General features: G+C 46.0%; 14 protein-coding genes. 13 read left to right on the top strand and 1 reads right to left on the bottom strand.

Annotation, left to right across the window (positions count from 1 at the left end):
• Positions 1 to 92: 92 nt before the first annotated feature.
• The 11 genes from BN6465_RS06510 to BN6465_RS06460 all read left to right on the top strand — a co-directional run bounded on the left by BN6465_RS06510 (position 93) and on the right by BN6465_RS06460 (position 15,793).
• On the top strand, positions 93 to 1,169 hold the full coding sequence (locus BN6465_RS06510; protein ID WP_066732947.1) for a sulfurtransferase: 1,077 nt from the start codon (positions 93 to 95) through the stop codon (positions 1,167 to 1,169).
• A gap of 82 nt (positions 1,170 to 1,251) precedes the next feature.
• Complete coding sequence (locus BN6465_RS06505; RefSeq protein ID WP_066732945.1) at positions 1,252 to 1,689, top strand: hypothetical protein; 438 nt, start codon at positions 1,252 to 1,254, stop codon at positions 1,687 to 1,689.
• 11 nt (positions 1,690 to 1,700) lie between these two features.
• Positions 1,701 to 2,033: an arsenosugar biosynthesis-associated peroxidase-like protein gene (locus BN6465_RS06500; protein ID WP_066732943.1), complete on the top strand. Its 333-nt coding sequence runs from the start codon at positions 1,701 to 1,703 to the stop codon at positions 2,031 to 2,033.
• A gap of 2 nt (positions 2,034 to 2,035) precedes the next feature.
• The gene (gene arsS / locus BN6465_RS06495) at positions 2,036 to 3,019 is read left to right on the top strand and encodes an arsenosugar biosynthesis radical SAM (seleno)protein ArsS (protein WP_066732941.1); all 984 of its coding nucleotides are present in this window, start codon (positions 2,036 to 2,038) and stop codon (positions 3,017 to 3,019) included.
• 13 nt (positions 3,020 to 3,032) lie between these two features.
• Positions 3,033 to 4,058, top strand: a complete 1,026-nt coding sequence (locus tag BN6465_RS06490; RefSeq protein WP_066735119.1) for a phosphotransferase family protein — start codon at positions 3,033 to 3,035, stop codon at positions 4,056 to 4,058.
• Between the two features lie 90 nt (positions 4,059 to 4,148).
• A complete protein-coding gene (locus BN6465_RS06485) occupies positions 4,149 to 5,501 on the top strand; it encodes a glycosyltransferase (protein ID WP_154670210.1) in 1,353 nt (450 codons plus the stop codon).
• A 3-nt stretch (positions 5,502 to 5,504) separates the two neighbouring features.
• On the top strand, positions 5,505 to 6,443 hold the full coding sequence (locus tag BN6465_RS06480) for a sulfurtransferase (RefSeq protein WP_082891613.1): 939 nt from the start codon (positions 5,505 to 5,507) through the stop codon (positions 6,441 to 6,443).
• A gap of 67 nt (positions 6,444 to 6,510) precedes the next feature.
• Positions 6,511 to 11,715: a leucine-rich repeat domain-containing protein gene (locus tag BN6465_RS06475; RefSeq protein WP_199882801.1), complete on the top strand. Its 5,205-nt coding sequence runs from the start codon at positions 6,511 to 6,513 to the stop codon at positions 11,713 to 11,715.
• A gap of 137 nt (positions 11,716 to 11,852) precedes the next feature.
• On the top strand, positions 11,853 to 12,617 hold the full coding sequence (locus BN6465_RS06470) for an ABC transporter permease (RefSeq protein ID WP_066732935.1): 765 nt from the start codon (positions 11,853 to 11,855) through the stop codon (positions 12,615 to 12,617).
• A gap of 10 nt (positions 12,618 to 12,627) precedes the next feature.
• Positions 12,628 to 13,386 carry an ABC transporter ATP-binding protein gene (locus BN6465_RS06465; protein ID WP_066732934.1) on the top strand — a complete coding sequence of 253 codons (759 nt, stop codon included), beginning with the start codon at positions 12,628 to 12,630 and terminating at the stop codon, positions 13,384 to 13,386.
• Positions 13,364 to 15,793: a glycosyltransferase gene (locus BN6465_RS06460; protein ID WP_066732932.1), complete on the top strand. Its 2,430-nt coding sequence runs from the start codon at positions 13,364 to 13,366 to the stop codon at positions 15,791 to 15,793. The genes BN6465_RS06465 and BN6465_RS06460 overlap by 23 nt, the downstream gene beginning before the upstream one ends.
• Here the strand turns inward: BN6465_RS06460 and BN6465_RS06455 are convergent.
• Complete coding sequence (locus tag BN6465_RS06455) at positions 15,790 to 16,773, bottom strand: glycosyltransferase family 2 protein (RefSeq protein ID WP_066732930.1); 984 nt, start codon at positions 16,771 to 16,773, stop codon at positions 15,790 to 15,792. The genes BN6465_RS06460 and BN6465_RS06455 overlap by 4 nt on opposite strands.
• Positions 16,774 to 16,865: 92 nt before the next feature.
• Between BN6465_RS06455 and BN6465_RS06450 the strand changes: the two genes are divergently transcribed.
• Together BN6465_RS06450 and BN6465_RS06445 are read left to right on the top strand one after the other, a co-directional pair.
• Entirely contained in the window at positions 16,866 to 17,804 is a 939-nt protein-coding gene (locus BN6465_RS06450; protein WP_066732928.1) for a glycosyltransferase, read from the top strand.
• The gene (locus tag BN6465_RS06445) at positions 17,804 to 18,838 is read left to right on the top strand and encodes an LCP family protein (RefSeq protein ID WP_066732927.1); all 1,035 of its coding nucleotides are present in this window, start codon (positions 17,804 to 17,806) and stop codon (positions 18,836 to 18,838) included. The genes BN6465_RS06450 and BN6465_RS06445 overlap by 1 nt, the downstream gene beginning before the upstream one ends.
• The last annotated feature ends 24 nt before the right edge of the window (positions 18,839 to 18,862 follow it).

The following is an 18,862-nucleotide window of genomic DNA, read 5'->3' as shown; positions in this document are numbered from 1 at the left end:
AGAGGGAAGATATTTACATTATTGATTGGACAACTATACCGGCAATGATAGATTATAGTATATGGAAATTACAGACAACAGGAGGAACAGCAATGAAAAAGAAATGGTTATGCGTATTGCTCTGTACTGGTATGGTTGTTTCGATGGCGGCAGGGTGCGGCGGACAATCGGACGACAAAAAAACAAAGGAAAAGACCGAGGATACAGGGGAAAAATCAGATGTTAAGGCAGACTCTGTGGAACAGAAAAAGGTCTATGTGTCACCGGAATGGGTGCAGAGCGTGATAGATGGCAACCAGAAAGAGTCGGAGGACTATGTTATTCTGGAATGTGCATGGGGAGAAGAAGAGGACGATGCGGCATATGGGGAAGGCCATATCAAGGGAGCTTACCATATGAACACGGATAGCGTAGAATCAGAGGAATACTGGAATATCAGGACTCCTGAAGAGATAGAGGCTCTGGCGGCGGAATATGGAATCACAAAGGACACCACAGTCATTTGTTATGGGGACAGCGGGACGAATTCTGCAGACGACCGTATCGCCTTTACCTTCCTCTGGGCGGGCGTAGAGAATGTGAAGTGCTTGGACGGCGGTCTGGAGGCATGGACGAAGGCGGGATTTAGTACAGAGACGGGAAGCAATACCCCCGAGGAGACAAAAGAAGCCTTTGGCACCACAGTTCCTGCACACCCGGAATATATTCTTTCTATTGATACCGTGAAAGAAAAACTGGAAAATGACGATAACTTTAAGCTTGTGAGCATCCGCAGTGAGGCGGAGTTCCTTGGCGAGACAAGTGGTTATGGATATATCGACAAGGCTGGTGAGCCGAAAGGGGCAATCTGGGGACATGACACGGATGACGGTTCTTACAATAACAGTGACGGGACGACTGTAGGCCTTGATGTGGTGGAAAGTTTTCTGAAGGAATCAGACGCGTCTCTTGACAACGAGCTTTCTTTCTACTGTGGAACAGGCTGGAGAGCTGCGATTCCTTTCCTAATCTGCTACGAGAACGGACTGACAAATATTTCAATGTATGATGGAGGCTGGTATCAGTGGCAGATGGATGATACACTTCCGGTACAGGTAGGGAACCCTGCAAGTGCGGACTGCGTATTTACTACGGTAGGAGAACTTTCTACGGATAAAGCACCGAAATAATGAAAGAATCTGGAAGCACTGCATTGTCTATTTAATGCAGTGTTTTCTTATAACACAGGATATCTTGCCGGTGGAGGGATAGATGAAAAAGATATTATATATTATTGTCACCGTGTTGGAAACCGCCTGTTTTGCAGGCGCATATATTATCAATTATTTTACTCGGAAAAGGATGGGAATGGCCCGGTATGTAGTCTATAAAAATCAAGGCTGGCGCACGGGCTATCCGCTTGAAACGATGACTTATGCAGTAATCGTTCTCGTGGCTGTACTTGCGGCATTTACAATCATACTCTATATCAGAAGGAGAAAAGAAGCCGGCAGCCGGTTGCTGGCCATGAACATTGTAATGCTGCTTTTGGATTGCTGGTACATTTGGTTCACTCTGGTCAATTCGGCGGATACGCTGAGGGCCTATTATTTTATGAGCCTGTTGTTTGCGCTTACAGCTATCCTGCAGACTATGAAAACCTGCGCTGCTGTTTTAAGTTATAAAAAAGCGGAATACACAAGAAAATAGGAGGAAAAAAGATGGAGACATACTACAAACCAGAGGATTTAGGAAAGTTCGGGACAATCGGGGAGGAAGCACCGGAATTAGCAGAGAAATTTTTCGCATATTACAATGCGGTGTTTGAAGAGGGAGAGCTGACGGCCAGAGAAAAATCCTTGATTGCGCTTGCGGTGGCACACGCGGTTCAGTGTCCATACTGTATAGACGCTTACACCAACGACTGCCTGAACAAAGGAGTCAGTGAAGCACAGATGACAGAGGCAGTGCATGTGGCTGCGGCAATCCGGGGCGGCGCGTCTCTTGTCCATGGGGTACAGATGAAAAATATTGTGAAGAAATTGGAGATGTGAACATGAATCGGGCAATGGAAAACTTGAATGCATTACTGACTATTCCGGCATTCAAATCCATGATTAAAGATGAAGAGCTTAGATGTACCTCCGGGAGTTTGGAGGTGATGCAGATTAATGTAGGAAAACGGTGCAATCTGGCATGTAAACATTGTCATGTGGAGGCGGGCCCTTCCCGCACAGAAGTGATGGGAAAAGAAGTAATGGAGGCCGTGCTGCAAGTGTGCCGGGAACAGCAGGTGCCTACGATAGATATCACCGGAGGGGCGCCGGAGATGAACCCACATTTTGAGTGGCTGGTAGAAGAGGCCTGTTCCATATGCAGTCATGTTATCGTGCGTACCAATTTGGTAATACTGACGGAAAGAAAATACAGGCATCTGCCTCAATTTTATGCGGAACATCAGGTGGAGGTTGTCTGTTCCCTGCCTTACTACCGGGCAAAGGAGATGGACCGGGTGCGTGGGGACGGCACCTTTGATAAGGCCATATCTGTTATACAAGAATTGAACGAGCTTGGATACGGGAAAAAGCCGGAGCTTGTCCTCAATATGGTATATAATCCTGCCGGAGCGTATTTTCCTCCGGCGCAGAGTGCCATGGAGAGGGAATATAAAGAAAAGCTTAGGGAGGATTATGGGATTGTATTCAATCAGCTGTTTACCATAACGAATAATCCGACCGGAAGATTTGCCGGCTTTTTGATGAGAAGCGGCAACCTGCAAAGTTATATGGAAAAACTGTATGGGGCATTCAATAGCGCGACCTTGCCGGGATTGATGTGCAGATACCAGATGTCGGTGGGGTATGACGGGACCGTGTATGACTGTGATTTTAATCAGGCAGCCGGGCTTCCCGTTTTATCGGAAAAGAAAATATTTGATTTTGTCGGAAAAAAATATAATAAAAGAGAAATCTGTTTTGGAAAGCACTGCTATGGATGTACGGCAGGCCAAGGTTCTAGCTGTGGCGGAGCCACAGAATAAAGGGAGAAAAATTATGGATACGATTGCAGGGCTCAAGGAGTATGTACAGTGGAAGGGATACAGGGAGAAACTCCACCTTCCAGAACAACAGAACGAAGAATACATACTGCTGGCACAGGGAGAATATAACCGGAACTATTTGTTCACGCATCCTGACACCAGAAAAAAGCTTGTTCTCAGAGTGAACTGCGGTTCTCAGATGCATCTGGAGCATCAGATACAGTATGAGTACGATGCACTTTGCCAGCTTTCCGGCTCCGGCAGGACACCGCTTCCCATCTATGTAGATGACAGCAGGGAACGGCTGGCGCAAGGGGTGCTGGTCATGGAATACCTTCCCGGCCGGGCACTTTCTTATACGGAAGACTTGGACAAAGCAGCAGATTGTCTGGCAGAAATACACAGTACATCCATTGAACGGCCGGAGGTATTTATAGCGCCGGACAATCCGGGGCAGGCGATTCTGAAAGAATGTGAGGAAATGTTCAGCGTCTACGAACATGCTCCTCAGGCAGATGCCAAAACGGCCGGACGAATCAGGCGGATGCTGGATAAAGGCTGGGAAGGCTGGGAAGGCTGGGAAACCGTGTCCTTTGCAGACGCGCCGCGCTGCTGTGTCAATACGGAGCTGAATTCTACCAATTTTCTCGTAGAGAAAAACCGTGCCTGTCTGGTGGACTGGGAGAAACCGCTCTGGAGCGATCCGGCGCAGGATTTGGGGCATTTTTTGGCGCCTACAACAACATTTTGGAAGACAGATATTATTTTAAAAAGGGAGGATATCCGCCACTTTTTAGCATGTTATAAGAAGGGGGCAGCGGGAAGTCTTGCGGCCAAAACTTTGGAGGAGCGGGTGGATGCCTTTTTGCGTATTACCTGCCTTAGAGGGATAACATGGTGTGCTATGGCGTGGGTGCAATATCAGAATCGGGATAAACTGCTTTACAATGTATCCACAGCCAGAAAGCTGGAGCAGTATCTGGAAGATAGTTTTCTGGAAATCATTGAAAAGGGATATATAGATAGAATAAATAAGTGACATATCCTCATTGGAATTAACGATTTAATGTTTTGGCAGAAAGGTGCTAGTATAGTAACCATATAAAGGGAAATTGTGGGATATGAAAAGATGATAAGTATTGTTTTATGTACCTATAACCGTGCGCATACATTGAAAGAAACAATAAATAGCATATTGATGCAGACCTATCAGGATTTTGAACTGATTATTGTAGATGACGGATCTACGGATAACACACTAGAGCTTCTGGAGGAATACGAGGATCAAAGGATACGGATTTTCCCAAGAAAAGAGAATCAGTATTATTGTATAGCGGCAAATTATGGGATTCGACAGATGAGGGGGGAATATCTGGCGTTTGCGACCAGTGATGATACATGGGAGCCACAGAAGCTGGAACAGCAGGTGGCTTTGCTCACTTCTACGTCGAATTATGCTGCATGTTTTACTTTTTCGGATATTATTGACGAAAATAGTCATCCTGCTGACAATGAATTCGAGATGCTGTCGGGCTTGCTGATGAAGAATTATACGGAGCAAAAAGACTGGATACAGCACTTTATATTTGAGGGGAATTGCCTCTGTCATCCCTCGGCTGTCATAAGGCGTGAGGTTATTGAAGAAGTCGGCGGATTCAATCTGATTTACTGCCAGGCAGGAGATATGGAGCTTTGGCTTAGGATTATCAGAAAATATCCTATCTATGTAATAGAAAAGCCATTGGTACATTACCGGTGTTATAAGAATCCAATGGAGCAGGTAAGCGGGGCAGATGAAATGAAGTCAGCCCGGTTTTTTAATGAGCATATGTTGATAAGGCGGAATTTTATAGAGGATTTAAGTGATGATGAGATGCTGCGTTTTTTTCAAGACTGCTTTTGGAAGAAGGACGCCCAATCGCACATGGAACTGGAAATCGAAAAAGCGCTGCTTCTCATGAACTGCACGCACCATCTACCGGATTTGAGGATATTGGGAATTGAGAAATTTGAAAGGCTGCTGCGCGATCCCGAAGTGCTGGAAGTTCTGAATGAAAGTTATCATATCACTATCCATGATATATATGAGTGGAATCGTGGGCATTTTTATGTGGACTTTGGGATACATGTGAGGCTGGCCGAGCAGGACAGGACTTGTGAAAAATTGAGAGCCGCAGTGGAGATGCAGCAAGGCGCATTAGAAGAAACGAAGGCAGTTGTTGAGGCACAGAAGCGGACAATAGGGCAGCAGGAACAGGAGAATGTGAGCAAAAGAAAACGTATCCAAGACCTGGAAGAGCTGGAGCAAAGGCTTGAAGAAACCATAAAGGAGCAGACTTATACACTTACGGTGGCGAAGAAAGACCGGGAAAAGAGTGCACAGGAGCTGGAAGAGCTGGAGAAGCTTCTTGAAGAGGCGGTGCTGGATAATCTGAGAATAAAAGAAGAGGCATCGGGGAAGCGCATGAGGAAGAGGAGATAGAAAATGCAGGTGAAGAAGAGGGCGGGCATAGGCACGCTGTGTATAATCTGCGCCGTGGCGGCGGTACTGGGAGGCTGCCGGTCCTCGGACAGGCAGAAAGTGACAGAGGAAGGGACAAAGAATGCCTTTCAAGGTGAGTATATCATCAGTGCTGAAGATGCCTTGAAAAAAGCAGGGGACAGTGAGGTGTTGTTTTTAGATGCCAGAGGGTCTAAAAAGGCATTTTTGGGAACAGTAAAGGGTGCAGCTGCCACAGACTGGCAGGCGCTTTCTACTTGTGATGAAGGAAAGGCCGGCGATGAAGCGTGGGGGCTTGTACCGGAAGAAGCAGAGCTTGCGAGACGCCTTGGCAGTCTTGGAATCCAAAAGGACACAGAGATTATTGTGCTTGGACAGCCTGAGGACGGCTGGGGAGAGGATGGCCGTGTCCTCTGGGAATTAAGGCAGGCGGGCTGTACGAATGTAAAGATGGTGGACGGGGGCATCAGCGCCATGAAAGATTTGGGGCTATCCACAGTTCTAGGCGCGTCAAAGCCTGAGAAGGCAGAGATGGAAATTGAATCCTTAAACAAGAGCCATGATATATCAACAGAGGAATTACAGAAAAATTATGAAGATTATAAGATTGTTGATGCGCGGACAAAGGAAGAGTACGACGGGGCAGTCCTTTATGATGAAGCAAAGGGAGGGCATCTTCCGGGAGCTGTTCACTTGGCTTATACGGAGCTGTTCCGTGAGAATGGAACGCTAAAAAGCAATGAAGAGCTTACAAGGCTGTTTGAAAAGAAAGGACTGGAGAAGGAAGATAAAATTGTAACATATTGTACCGGTGGAATCCGTTCCGCATATATGCAGCTGGTGATGGAGATGTGCGGGTATCAGACTACATACAGTTATGGGCAGTCCTACTGGAGATGGGCTGTTGTAGGGGATGTGGAGTAATAATCAGTGAATAGAAATATAGAAATCTTTGCGTAGGAAAGAGATTATAATGAAGGAGGAAGAAAACGTGAGGAAAAAAAGAATTGCAGCAGTCATTCTGTCATTTATGCTTGCTATGTCCTTAACTGTGACATCGTTTGCGGCAGATATTCCACAGAATGCAGAAGTCCAGACAGGCAGTGAAACGACAGTGGAAGGCGGCACAGCTGATCTGGAAAATATCCAAGGAGAGGAGGGGACGGTTTCATCGGAGGACGAAGAGGCTCCTGTTGTGGAGACCCCGGATACTGTAGAGGAATCTACGGGAGAACAAGAGACAGACGAGACGGATGAAGGTAATGTGGCTGTGGCTTCAGAAACCTCGTCGGAATGGACGTCTTCTGATTTCGTCTACACAGAGCTGTCTCAGACTCTGAATGGCTGTGACTACACAAGGCAGTTTACAATTACAGGACAGGCCATTGCGGGATTTTCAGAAGCCGGAACTAAGAAACTGGAGAATAATAAGAATCTTGTACTTCCGGCAGTGGACGACAAGGGCGAAAAATTAGTCGGTGTTGCCGATGGGGCTTTTAAATCAAAAGAATTGGAGTCCGTAAGATTTCCTGAGGGAATGATGGTGGACTATGACGACACTGTCACGAATGTGGTTACAAGACGTGGAAACTTTATCATTGGCTCAGAAGCATTTGCCAAAAATAATTTGAAATCCGTGTATCTGCCGGAGGGCGTAATCGCGGTAATGCCTTCCGCGTTTAAGAACAATCAGCTGGCCAGTGTATCACTGCCGCACACCATCTGGTGGATTGAGAACTCCTCTTTTGCGTACAACAGTCTGACAACAGTGGGATTTCCCAAGACGTGTGATTTTCAAGTGCAGATTCATGCATTTGCTTTCGCGCACAACAATATTAAGTCTGTGAGACTGCCGGATTACACGGAAGTAGTGGAGATGAAAGCATTTTACTGGAATCCGGGCATGGAGGAGTGCCCTGCTGATGCGCCGGATAAAGAGCAGACATATGGCGGCGTAGTTTATATGTATACGGATAACCCGCAGCTCGCCAATATGGAGAGGATTCATCATATTGAGCGGACGGCGTCGTCCCAGAAGTCATGGCATCAGAGACTTATCGTTGGAGAACAGCCGGCAGGAGAAGGTGCGTGGAACACGGGAGACTTTCTGATAAGCGATACGACAATAACCGGTTTGTCAGAAAGCGGTAAGGAAAAGAGAAAGATAAACAAAGATTTAGTGCTGCCGGATAAAAATGAGGCAGGGGAATATATTACCGCCATTGCGGGTACAAGTTATGCGTACGGGCTCTTTGCAGAAGAGACGGAAGGGTTTGACAGTGTGACACTGCCGGTTCGTCTTGAAATAATCGGACAGAAAGCATTTTGTGCAAACGGTTTATCTACGATTACAAGTTTTCCGTCTACACTCAAGCAGATTGATTTGGCGGCATTCCAGAACAATAATCTGACCAGCGTAATACTTCCTGACAGCGTTACCTATGTAGGTGGAGGCGCATTTGGAACAAATCCCAAACTGGAAGTTATCGTGTTATCGAAAGGCTTGACAGAGATAACAGCAGGTGCGTTTGGCTGCAGCACACGGGATGAATATATGACGAACCTGACAGAGCTTACGATTCCCGAAGGTGTTACAAAGATTGGGAACAATGCGTTTGCAGGTAATAACATTAAAAATCTTGTGATTCCGTCCAGCGTGAAAGAGATTGGGAATTATGCATTTTCTACAAAAAATTATTTAAAAGATGAGTGTACATTGACATTAAATGAAGGGCTTGAAAAAATTGGCTCCAGAGCATTTAGAAATAAGGTAATCAAAGAAGTGGAACTGCCGTCCACGGTTACTGCATTGAATAAAAATACTTTTGAAAAGGAATATTCTGATGAAACAGAGGCAGGAAAGACAAAAGTATATGTTAATAAGGTGCAATATGCGGATAAAACAAATTTCCCGGACTCAGATTATCATGAATATGCCTTGAAGATTGACCCGAACGATACAGAATGGGATGCATATGACTTTACATATGCGACGTGGCAGGATGCGGGAGTGAGTGAAGATGAGATAACACTGTATCCGGCTCATGAGACAGAAAAAGTTGTGAAATTAAATCCATATTTAATCACGGGTTTATCGGAATCAGGTAAAGCAAAGCTGGAAGTAAACAAAGATATGATTATCCCCTCCGAGGCACCGGATGGGACAAAGGTGACCGGCATCGGGGAAAAAGCATTCTATAAACTTGGCATTACTTCTGTAACATTTCCGCAGGGTGTGATGACAACGTATGATGGGCCTGCGGATATTATAGCGGAAGGAATCACCGAGCGGGGGGATTTCGTAATTCTAAGCAATGCATTTTTTGGCAATGCGCTTACTTCCGTTGAACTGCCGGAAGGCGTTATCCGTATAGGAGGAAATGCGTTCGGCTCGAACAAGCTGACTTACGTGTCGCTGCCCCATACTGTCTGGACAATCGGAGCCGCGGCTTTTGCGAAAAATGCGATCGTGACGGTCGATTTCCCGGAAGACTGCGACTTTAAGCTGAATCTGGATAAGCAGGTATTTCTCAACAATCAGATTAAGGCGGTACAGCTTCCGAAACGCGTCGAGAAGCTTGACCGATATGTATTTATGATGAATACCGGCATGGAGCCAATTGATTCATCGGCGCCTAATAATTGGGGAGCGGCAAAGGGATATGGCGTTGTCTATATGTATGCCGATGCCTCGGCCGGCAGTGAGAGCTTTATCGACCATTTGGAAAGTTCAGGAAACCATAAATCTTATGCACAGAAACTGGTTATAGATGAACAGATGCCGGAAGAACTGAAGCCATGGAACGCCAATGACTTTACATATTCAGAAGACGGTGCGACGATTACCGGACTTTATGAATCCGGTGCGGCAAAGAGAAAATCTATGCCAGATATGGTAATGCCGGATATGAATCCAGATGGTGTAGTGATTACACAGATTGCTGACAGTACAGAGACATACGGTTTGTTCGGAGCTAAAGACGAACCAATCACAAGTGTCCGACTGCCTGCAAACTTAGTGAGAATCGGGGATAAGGCATTTTCATGGAGTGGAATCGAAAAAATTCATTTTCCAGAAACACTGGAGGTAATTGGAATGTCTGCTTTTCAGGCAGATAATCTGGTGGAAATCATTCTTCCCGACAGTGTGGCGACAGTGGGATCCGGCGCATTTGCATCGAATTTCACAGTAGAAAAAGTTAAGATTTCCAGAGGAATGACGGAAGTCCCTGCAGGATTTATCAGCTGTTCAGGACAGTCTGCTGCTGAAAATTTCAAAGAGCTTACGATTCCGGAAGGTGTCACTACGATTGGGGCGAATGCATTTGCAGGCAACAATCTGAAGAGTGTCGTGATTCCGGCCGGAGTAAAAAGTATTGGCGGTTCTGCGTTTGCACAGACACAGGCCACAAGAAGCCTAGAGGAGATTCATCTTCCAGAGGGCTTGGAGACTATAGAACGCTGGGCATTTCGATACGCAAAGGTAAAAGAGGTGATTTTACCGTCGACAGTGACGGCTTTACATAAGGATGCTTTCAGAGATTGCCCGGATGCCGGGGAGAAGGTGAAATTATATACGTTGAATAAAGAACAGTTGCAAAATCATGACAGCTTTGTGGCAAGTTCTACTTACCATGAGACGATTTATAATAACCTTATTGGAAGCGGCTGGGAATATGACGATTTTACTTTTGACGGGAAAACGGTCACCGGATGGTCCGACAAAGGTAATCAGACTAGATTACAAAATAAAAATTTGGTGATACCGGCAATAAATCCGGATACACGGGAAGAAATTACTACAGTTGGGGAAGCGGCGTTTAAGATTCCGGATGCTGAAGTGACACAGCTCAAGGACAGTGTGGAATCTCCCAATGGCATGCAGTCGGTTGTAATTCCGGAGACGGTTACAAAATTAGAGAAGAAAGCTTTAGAATATAATAGTCTTGTAAATGTTGAATTTTCAGCTAATATTACAGAGATTGGGGAATCCGCATTTCACGGCAATAGACTGGCAAGAGTGATTCTTCCCGATAATATTACGAAGCTAGGGGGAGGCGCTTTCTCCCAAAATGATATAACAGAGCTGACTTTATCCAATGGACTTTCGAAATTAGAGCAAGGTGTCTTCTCTATGAATATTCGTTTGGAGCAGGTTACTATTCCCAACACGATTAAAGAAATTGGAGATATGGCGTTTGCGGGAGCAAGACTTACAAGTCTGACTATTCCGGAATCGGTGACAAAGATTGGCAGAAAAGCCTTCCACCTGCACCATATCACAGATTTGGTAATCCCCGGCAACGTAAAAGAAATCGGCGATTCTGCCTTTGAGGGAACCTTCAAAGCAATCACGCTCAAGACGCTTGTTCTGGAGGAGGGTGTCGAGACCATTGGGGCTCTGGCCTTTAAAGAAGGATATTTGGAGAGTGTACAGCTTCCACAGTCCTTGAAATCATTGGCCGCTGACGCCTTCGACTCTAATGCAGGAACGAACAATGACCACATTGTTGTATGTTATACAAACAATATTGATCATTTGAACTTTACGGGGACATCTTTTACTGTTGTGTTTGACAGTGAGTGGGATGTGGACTGTTTCACGTACGAGGGGACAATTATTACCGGACTGAGCGAGAAAGGTAAAGTTCTCGTTGGAGCTAATAATCAGTCCGGAGCGGTAGTCAATGTGAATAAGGAAATGATTATCCCGGACGGCACTCCATCCGGAGAGATGGTGACCGGAATAGCGGCCGGAGCATTCAAAGGTCTGGGACTTACGAAAGTTATACTGCCCAAGCATCTTGAGACTATCGGAGAGGAAGCGTTTGCAGAAAACAATCTGACAAGCGTTACACTTCCGGATTCCATTATAAAAGTTGCGGCAAATGCGTTTGCTGATAATGCACAGGTGGTGGAGCTGGTAGTGAAAAATCAGGAAGCGTCTGATAATTTAAAGGATACAGAGTTTGAAGGAGCGACGCTGGTTGAAAAGATAGAAAAGCCATCCGAACCGGATAAGGAGCCAGAGAATCCGGGAAGCACTGAAGATGGAAATAAGGGCAAAGATTCACCCAAGAAAAACGGCGCGGTTAAGACAGGGGATGAAGCTCCCGTTCTTCCGTTCGCTGCATTGGCGGGGGTATCCTTGCTGGCAATTGCTTTGGTGCTGAAGAAGAAAAACAGAACGGTATAGTAATGTGACCGTATAACAGGAAGAGAGGGTGTCTTTTGCAGGCGGGGAAGTCCGCCGCAAGAGGCACATCCTCTTTTTTCTGCGTAAGAAATATTTCCGGCGTTTCACGTAGGATAGATTAGAAGAGAAGGGAAGAGATGGGGACGGAGATGAAATACGGGCCATTACTGTACGAACTGGTTTTAAGAGATATCAAAATTAAATACCGAAGGTCTGTTCTGGGCGTTTTTTGGACGGTCTTGAATCCGCTGCTCATGATGATGATATTATATGTGGTTTTTTCTAAGCTGTTCCGGTTCGAAATAGACAACTACGCTATCTATATTCTCAGCGGGCAGGTTCTTTTTAATTACTACCAAATGGCTACTACGGATGCCATGATGGCTATTTTAGGAAATGCCTCTTTAATTAAAAAAATATATCTTCCCAAATATATCCTTGTATTGGCGAAAATTATGTCCGGCGCGGTCAATCTGGCTGCCTCCTTTGCCGCGCTTATGATTGTGATTGTGGCAACGGGAGGGAAGATTACTCTGATATTCTTTCTTGCGGCGCTCCCGCTTATCTGTTTGATTTTGTATGCTATGGGAGTGGGGCTGATTTTGGCATCCTATACGGTACGGTTCCGGGATATCCAGCATCTGTACAGCGTATTTTGTATGGGCTTGTTTTACCTGACTCCGGTCATTTACCCGTTCTCTATCCTGCCGGATTATATGAAGCGGGTCATATATTATAATCCATTGACCCGTATGCTTGACACCTTCCGAACAATCGTTATGGAAAACCAGTTTCCGGCTGCCGAAGATTTGGTGTTTTGCCTTGTGAGCGCGGCAATCGCTGTTTTGGCAGGCGGCCTGATATTCAGAAGGAGACAGAAAAAGTTCATACTGGAGCTGTGAGAGGAAGAAGATGCAGATTATCAAAGCAGAACATATTTCCATGCAATTTAATATGGCATCGGAAAAAGTGGATAATATAAAAGAATATTTAATACGGAAGATAAAGGGACACATATCTTATGATATACTTTGGGCGCTTCAGGATGTGAGTTTTACAATGGAAGCGGGAGAGAGTGTGGCCTTGGTTGGGCTGAACGGAAGTGGAAAGAGTACATTTTTAAAAGTTCTGGCGGGGGTGCTTGAACCTACAGGGGGGACGATAAATGTTCGTGGCTCTATTGCACCCCTTATAGAGCTGGGGGCGGGATTTGATATAGACTTGACCGCGAAGGAGAATGTCTGGCTGAACGGGGCTATCTTGGGATATCCGCGCCCGGTCATGAGAACGTATTATGATGATATTGTGGCATTCAGCGGGCTTGGCCAATTTATGGATGTCCCGGTCAAGAATTTTTCCTCTGGCATGCTGGCCAGACTTGCCTTTTCTGTTATGACCTTTGGCACACCGGATATCTTGATTGTGGATGAAGTGCTGGCTGTCGGGGACTTTACTTTTCAGGAAAAATGCCGCAGAAGGATTGCCGAGATGCAGAGAAATGGGACGGCAATTTTATTTGTCTCACATAATATGGAACAGGTGAGGGAGATATGTACAAGGGCTGTGTGGCTGGAAAAAGGAAAGGTCATGGCGGACGGTGAATGCTGCCAAGTCACGGAACAATATATGAAAAAAGGAGAACAGGCTGGTGGAGAATCAGTTTTACCTTGAATATTGTAGATTTCATGCAGCCGATAGACAGAAGCTGCTGGTCTGCGGACATTGGAGAGAAAATTTAGAGCAGAAGAGACGGCTTCTTATTTCACTTGACTATGAACGGCTCTCCTATACAATTGAGCGGCAGGAGAAAATCCAAAATATCCGTATGTACATGGAAACCGAGCGAAAAGAATTGATTTGGATAACGCTCCCGGAGAATTATGAAGATTACAAGGAGCTGCGTATTTTTGAGCGGCGGGGGATTTCATTACTCGAAATCTTTTACATAGATGTGAAGAAATTGCGTGAATTATGGCAGGATATACCGGGGCATATCGATGAGGTCAAGAGGACAAAACAGGGTGTGTCGGTGTCGGGCTGGTATATCGCTAAAGAAAACGCGGACATTCAACTGAATCATACAGGGAAGAGAGCAAAGATTACACGGATACAAACGCAGAGACGCCCGGATGTTGAGCGGGCTTACCCCGAATGTCCAAGAGAATGGGTACACGGTTTCTGTTTACAGACTATGTGTGGTGCGCCGGGAGGGGTGCGGGTGCATATCCAATGTGGGGACAGGGCATGTGAGTTTATTCTTTCCCGGCTCCATGGTATTTTAGGAGGCCGTTTTACAAAACTGAAGCGGGGCCTCAGAAAAGCGCAGGTGTATTACCAGCAGTTCGGGGTGAAGCGTACTGTTTACCGTTGTCTGGAAAAAGCCACAAAGAGAGAGACCACGACCTATGAGATATTCAGGATGAAATATATGCCGGGGCCGGCAGCGCTGGAGCGGCAGAAAAGTGAAAGGTTTGAATATGAGCCGGAGTTTGCGGTGGTCGTGCCCCTGTACCGGACACCGGAGTCGTATTTGGATGCAATGGTGGACTCGGTGCGGAGCCAGACTTATGGAAATTGGAGACTATATTTGTCGGACGGAAGCGGAGAAGCAAGTCCTTTGGCAGAGAGGCTTTCCTTATATGAACGGAAAGATGAGCGGATACAGGTTATCCGTAATCAGGAAAGTCTACGGATTGTAGAAAATACTAACCGGGCGCTTGAGCGGGTCGGAGAGGATTACATTGTCTTTCTGGATCATGACGATATGCTTGCCCCGGATGCCCTCTATGAGTGTGTAAGAGTACTGAATCAGGAGAAAGAGACGGAGATTATTTATACCGATGAGGACAAGATTTCTTCCGACGGCAGGAAGTATTACCAGCCTCATTTCAAGCCGGATTTTAATCTGGATCTGTTGCGCAGCGCCAATTATATGTGCCATTTGTTTGTCGTGGGCAGACCACTTTTTGAGCGTGTCGGGTACCTGCGGGCAGAATATGAAGGTTCGCAGGATTATGATTTTATCCTGCGCTGCATCGAAGCAACGGATAAGATTGTCCACATCCCGAAAATTCTCTATCACTGGAGGATTCATCCTGACTCTGTCGCGGGCAATCCGGACAGCAAACGCTATGCCTACGACGCGGGAAGAAGGGCCATACTGGCTCATTATGAACGTACCGGGATAGTGGCGGATGTACAGTTCATGTCCCCGGGGTATTACCGCTCTGTGTATGGAATTGCCCGTGAGCCTTTTGTTTCAATCATCATAGCGAATAAAGATCATAAAGAGGATTTGCGGAAATGTATAGAATCTATTTTGAAACATAAGGCTTGGACGAACCTTGAGATTTTGATTGTGGAAAACAACAGTGAGCAAAAGGAAACGTTCTCTTATTACAAAGAATTAGAGACGAAGTTTCAGAACGTCCGTATCCTACATTATGAAAAGGAATTCAATTATTCTTCCATACAGAACTTTGCCGCAGGGTATGCGCATGGAGAGTATCTCCTGCTTTTGAATAATGATACCTGCATGGCGGACAGTGACGGTATCCGTGAACTGGCAGCTTACTGCATGAGGGCTGATGTGGGAATCGTGGGGGCAAAGCTTCTATACCCTGACGATACAATTCAACATGCAGGTGTTGTGGTTGGACTTGGCGGTGTGGCGGGGCATGCTTTTTTGGGAGCGGCTGAAAATGACCCGGGATATTTCTGCCGTATTACCTGTGTGCAAGATTATAGTGCAGTGACGGCGGCCTGTATGATGGTGAAGAAAGAAGTATTTGAACGGGCAGGGGGATTTGATACCGAGCTTCAAGTGGCTTTTAACGACACGGACTTCTGCCTCCGGGTGGGAGAGCTGGGATATCGGATTGTATATAATCCATTTTCTGTCTGGTATCATGATGAGTCTAAGACAAGGGGAGCAGAGGACACTCCCGAGAAGGTAGAAAGATTCCAGCGGGAGATTGCGTTTTTCCAGAGAAGATGGGGGCAGTTTCTTGAGCGGGGAGATCCTGCTTACAATCCCAATCTTACACTGGACAGGCATGATTTCTCGCTAAGGATTTAGCAGGGGAGATGGCGACTTACATACTGTGCAATATAAAAAAAGCTGCTTTGGACGAGCCATGGTTCGGTACGTACAAAGGAAGAGAAAGATTGTTTAAACGTTCTTTTTGGCGCAGGCGTGCAAATTGCGGTGCGCAGGCCGGCAAAGCATCCGGAGACGTAAGCCGCTCCCAGTCCACGCCGTCGGAAGAACAGGTATTTCAATATAGTTCCGGCAGTCTGAGCCGGAAGGTGAAGAAATTTTTGGAGAAAAGTAAGGTTTTTCTGACAGAGCAGTATATTGTTCTTGGCGGAATGAAAGACTTTGAAAGCCGTATATTTAGCGGAGGTAGTTCCGCTGCCTACATGATAGACGTAAGCGTTAGGACAGTGCACATTGGATAGTCCGAGCCTCCTTGCCCGAAAACCGATGTCTACATCTTCCAGATAGGCGAAGAAGCGCTCGTCAAACAACCCTGTCTTCTCCAACAAACTTCTGCGGTAAATGACGGCGCAGGCACAGTTGGTAAATACAGGGTATATCCGGTCCGGGAGGGTATCCGTCTTAAGCCCTTGCCCCCTGCAGAACGCATATCCAAAGATATTGTAATAATCTCCCCCGGTGTCAATCAGGCCAGAGGATGAGGCTTTCACTATTCTTGCGCCGGCAGAGAAGGCATATGGCACATTCTCGATGCAGTGCATCAGATGCTCAATACAATCCGGGGCAAGTGCAGTATCGTTGTTTAACAGCATGATATAGGGAGTATTAGAAGAACGAATGCCAATATTTGCAGCCTTAGAAAAGCCTGTGTTTTGAGGAAGAGCAAGAAGCCGTACCTCGGGACAGTGCTTTGTGATAAAATCAATGCTGCCATCAGAAGAGCCATTATCGACAATGACAATCTCAAAATCTGAGAATGTCTGCTGAGCAAGGGAGGAGAGACATTTTCGCAAAAAGCGAAGACCATTATAATTGGGTATAATAATACTTAATTTCATGATAGTAATTCCTTTGCAGTAAGCTGTGGGCAGGGTATGTGCCCGATGCAATTATTATAACAGATAGTAGAGGGAAAGGAAAGGACGGCAGAATGGATACGGTTGATGTCATGATTCCGGTGTGGAGACCGGACGGCCGCCTCGAAAAGTGTGTGGAGATGCTGTTGAAACAATCTTATCCCATTAGAAGTATCACACTCATCTTAAGCGTGGAAGAGAACGAGGAAGACGGCTGGGTGGAGAGAACCGGGTCGCGCTTTAAAGGAGTTCCCGGTATAGCAATTACAAAAATAAAAAAGCAGGATTTTAATCACGGAGGAACCCGGCACAGGTGGGCATCGGAAAGGGATGGGGATATTCTTCTTTTTATGGTTCAGGACGCGGTTCCGGCCGACAGAAAGATGCTGGAGCATTTGGTGGAGGCCCTGAAAGAGCCTGAAAGCGCGGTGGCTTACGGCAGACACATCCCCGACGGGAGGTGTGGCCCGGTGGAGACCTTTACACGGTACTTCACCTATCCGCCAGCAGGGCGTGTGAAAAGACGGCAGGATATGGAGCAATATGGTATAGACGGGTGCTTTACATCGAATGTGTGTGCCGCATACCGCAGAGACTGGTATGAAAAAGTGGGAGGATTTGAGCAGCGGATTCTTTTGAGCGAGGATAGCGTGTTTGCGGCCAGAGCACTCACGCAGGGGGCATCAGCCATATATGCAGCCGATGCAAGAGTTGTCCATAGTCATCGGTTCTCTTATAAGATGCAGTGGAGGAGAAACTTTGATATTGGGGTGGTACATAAAAAATACGATAGCATATTTGGCGGTATGGCTCCCACGAAACGAGGGGCAAGGCTGATAAAAGAGACGGCTGGATATTTAATGAGGCATGGTGAAGCTGCGTGTATACCCAGACTTTTCTCTGTGAGCATTGTAAAGGCAGGGGCGTATATTGCCGGAAAGCATTATAGAAATATACCAAAGTTTCTAGTGAAGAGGTGGACTTTAGACAAAGTATATTGGGAGGAGACGTAATGGAAGAAAGAAAAGAAGAGAGTAAAGTAAAAAATAAGAAGAAACTTATCATTATAGTGGCTGTTGTGTTGATTTTAGCCCTTATAGCGGTAGTGGGAATTTATGCTGCGAATAAATGGGGTAAAATTAAAAAGACTGATTTGAAAAAAGAGAATCTGGAAGTCTCTAAGGAGGTGGAGCAGGAGCTGGATGGAGGGTATCTGAATGTAGCTCTTTTTGGGGTTAATATGAAGGCGGAAAATGACACTACGGTCGACAGTGACGCTATTTATATTGCCAGCATTAATCTGGATACGAAGAAGATTCATTTGGTATCTGTTTATGGGAACACGATTCTTGGCACAGGCGAGAAAACGATTCGGATGAAGGACGCCTATGCCGAAGGTGGGCCGGAGAAGGCCATCGCGGTTTTGAATGAAAGTCTGGACTTGGATATACAGAAATATGTGTCCGTGAATTTTAAAGCTATGGCAGATGTAATCGATCTTCTCGGCGGTGTGGAAATTGAAGTGTCGGAGGAGGAGGTACCCCATGTGGACGGTTATGTCAGGGATATGGCGGCTCTTCTGGAAGAGAAAGAGACAAAGCTGGAAGGCCCGGGAAAGCAGACACTGAATGGACTGCAGGCGGTTGGATACTGTAGAATCCGTATTACGGAGGGCGGAGATGTCAAACGAGGAAGCCGCCAGCAGACTGTAATACAACAGATGCTGAGAAAACTGGAAGATGCAAAGTTTGCCCAGATAGATAAAATTATGGACAAGGTTTTTCCTGAAGTAGAGACAAATTTCAAATTTGAAGAAGCAGCTGGTTATGGAAAGGATATTGCCGATTATAAATTAGAAAGCATTCAAACATTTCCGGTGGAGATAAAGCCCCAGACACGTGAGGGGGGAAAAGAGGGGGATTATGCAGAGACAGTGGAATGTGCAGATTATGAAAACGATGTAATAAAACTGCATGAATCATTGTTTGAAGGCGTTGCATATGAGAGTTCGAAGCGTGTAAAGGAACTTGCCGAAATACTAAAATAGCCAGAATCAAAGAGCTTCCTGCCA

It is taken from the genome of Bariatricus massiliensis (assembly GCF_900086725.1).
GTDB lineage: Bacteria > Bacillota > Clostridia > Lachnospirales > Lachnospiraceae > Allocoprococcus > Allocoprococcus massiliensis.
This window is presented reverse-complemented; position numbering and strand designations above follow the sequence as displayed.

Excerpts from the sequence above, each read along its gene's own strand:
- BN6465_RS06480 (WP_082891613.1), top strand. The coding sequence starts at position 5,505 with ATGCAGGTGAAGAAGAGGGCGGGCATAGGCACGCTGTGTATAATCTGC.
- BN6465_RS06455 (WP_066732930.1), bottom strand. The coding sequence starts at position 16,773 with ATGAAATTAAGTATTATTATACCCAATTATAATGGTCTTCGCTTTTTG.
- arsS (WP_066732941.1), top strand. The coding sequence starts at position 2,036 with ATGAATCGGGCAATGGAAAACTTGAATGCATTACTGACTATTCCGGCA.
- BN6465_RS06450 (WP_066732928.1), top strand. The coding sequence starts at position 16,866 with ATGGATACGGTTGATGTCATGATTCCGGTGTGGAGACCGGACGGCCGC.
- BN6465_RS06505 (WP_066732945.1), top strand. The coding sequence starts at position 1,252 with ATGAAAAAGATATTATATATTATTGTCACCGTGTTGGAAACCGCCTGT.
- BN6465_RS06465 (WP_066732934.1), top strand. The coding sequence starts at position 12,628 with ATGCAGATTATCAAAGCAGAACATATTTCCATGCAATTTAATATGGCA.
- BN6465_RS06510 (WP_066732947.1), top strand. The coding sequence starts at position 93 with ATGAAAAAGAAATGGTTATGCGTATTGCTCTGTACTGGTATGGTTGTT.
- BN6465_RS06470 (WP_066732935.1), top strand. The coding sequence starts at position 11,853 with ATGGGGACGGAGATGAAATACGGGCCATTACTGTACGAACTGGTTTTA.
- BN6465_RS06445 (WP_066732927.1), top strand. The coding sequence starts at position 17,804 with ATGGAAGAAAGAAAAGAAGAGAGTAAAGTAAAAAATAAGAAGAAACTT.
- BN6465_RS06485 (WP_154670210.1), top strand. The coding sequence starts at position 4,149 with ATGATAAGTATTGTTTTATGTACCTATAACCGTGCGCATACATTGAAA.
- BN6465_RS06500 (WP_066732943.1), top strand. The coding sequence starts at position 1,701 with ATGGAGACATACTACAAACCAGAGGATTTAGGAAAGTTCGGGACAATC.
- BN6465_RS06490 (WP_066735119.1), top strand. The coding sequence starts at position 3,033 with ATGGATACGATTGCAGGGCTCAAGGAGTATGTACAGTGGAAGGGATAC.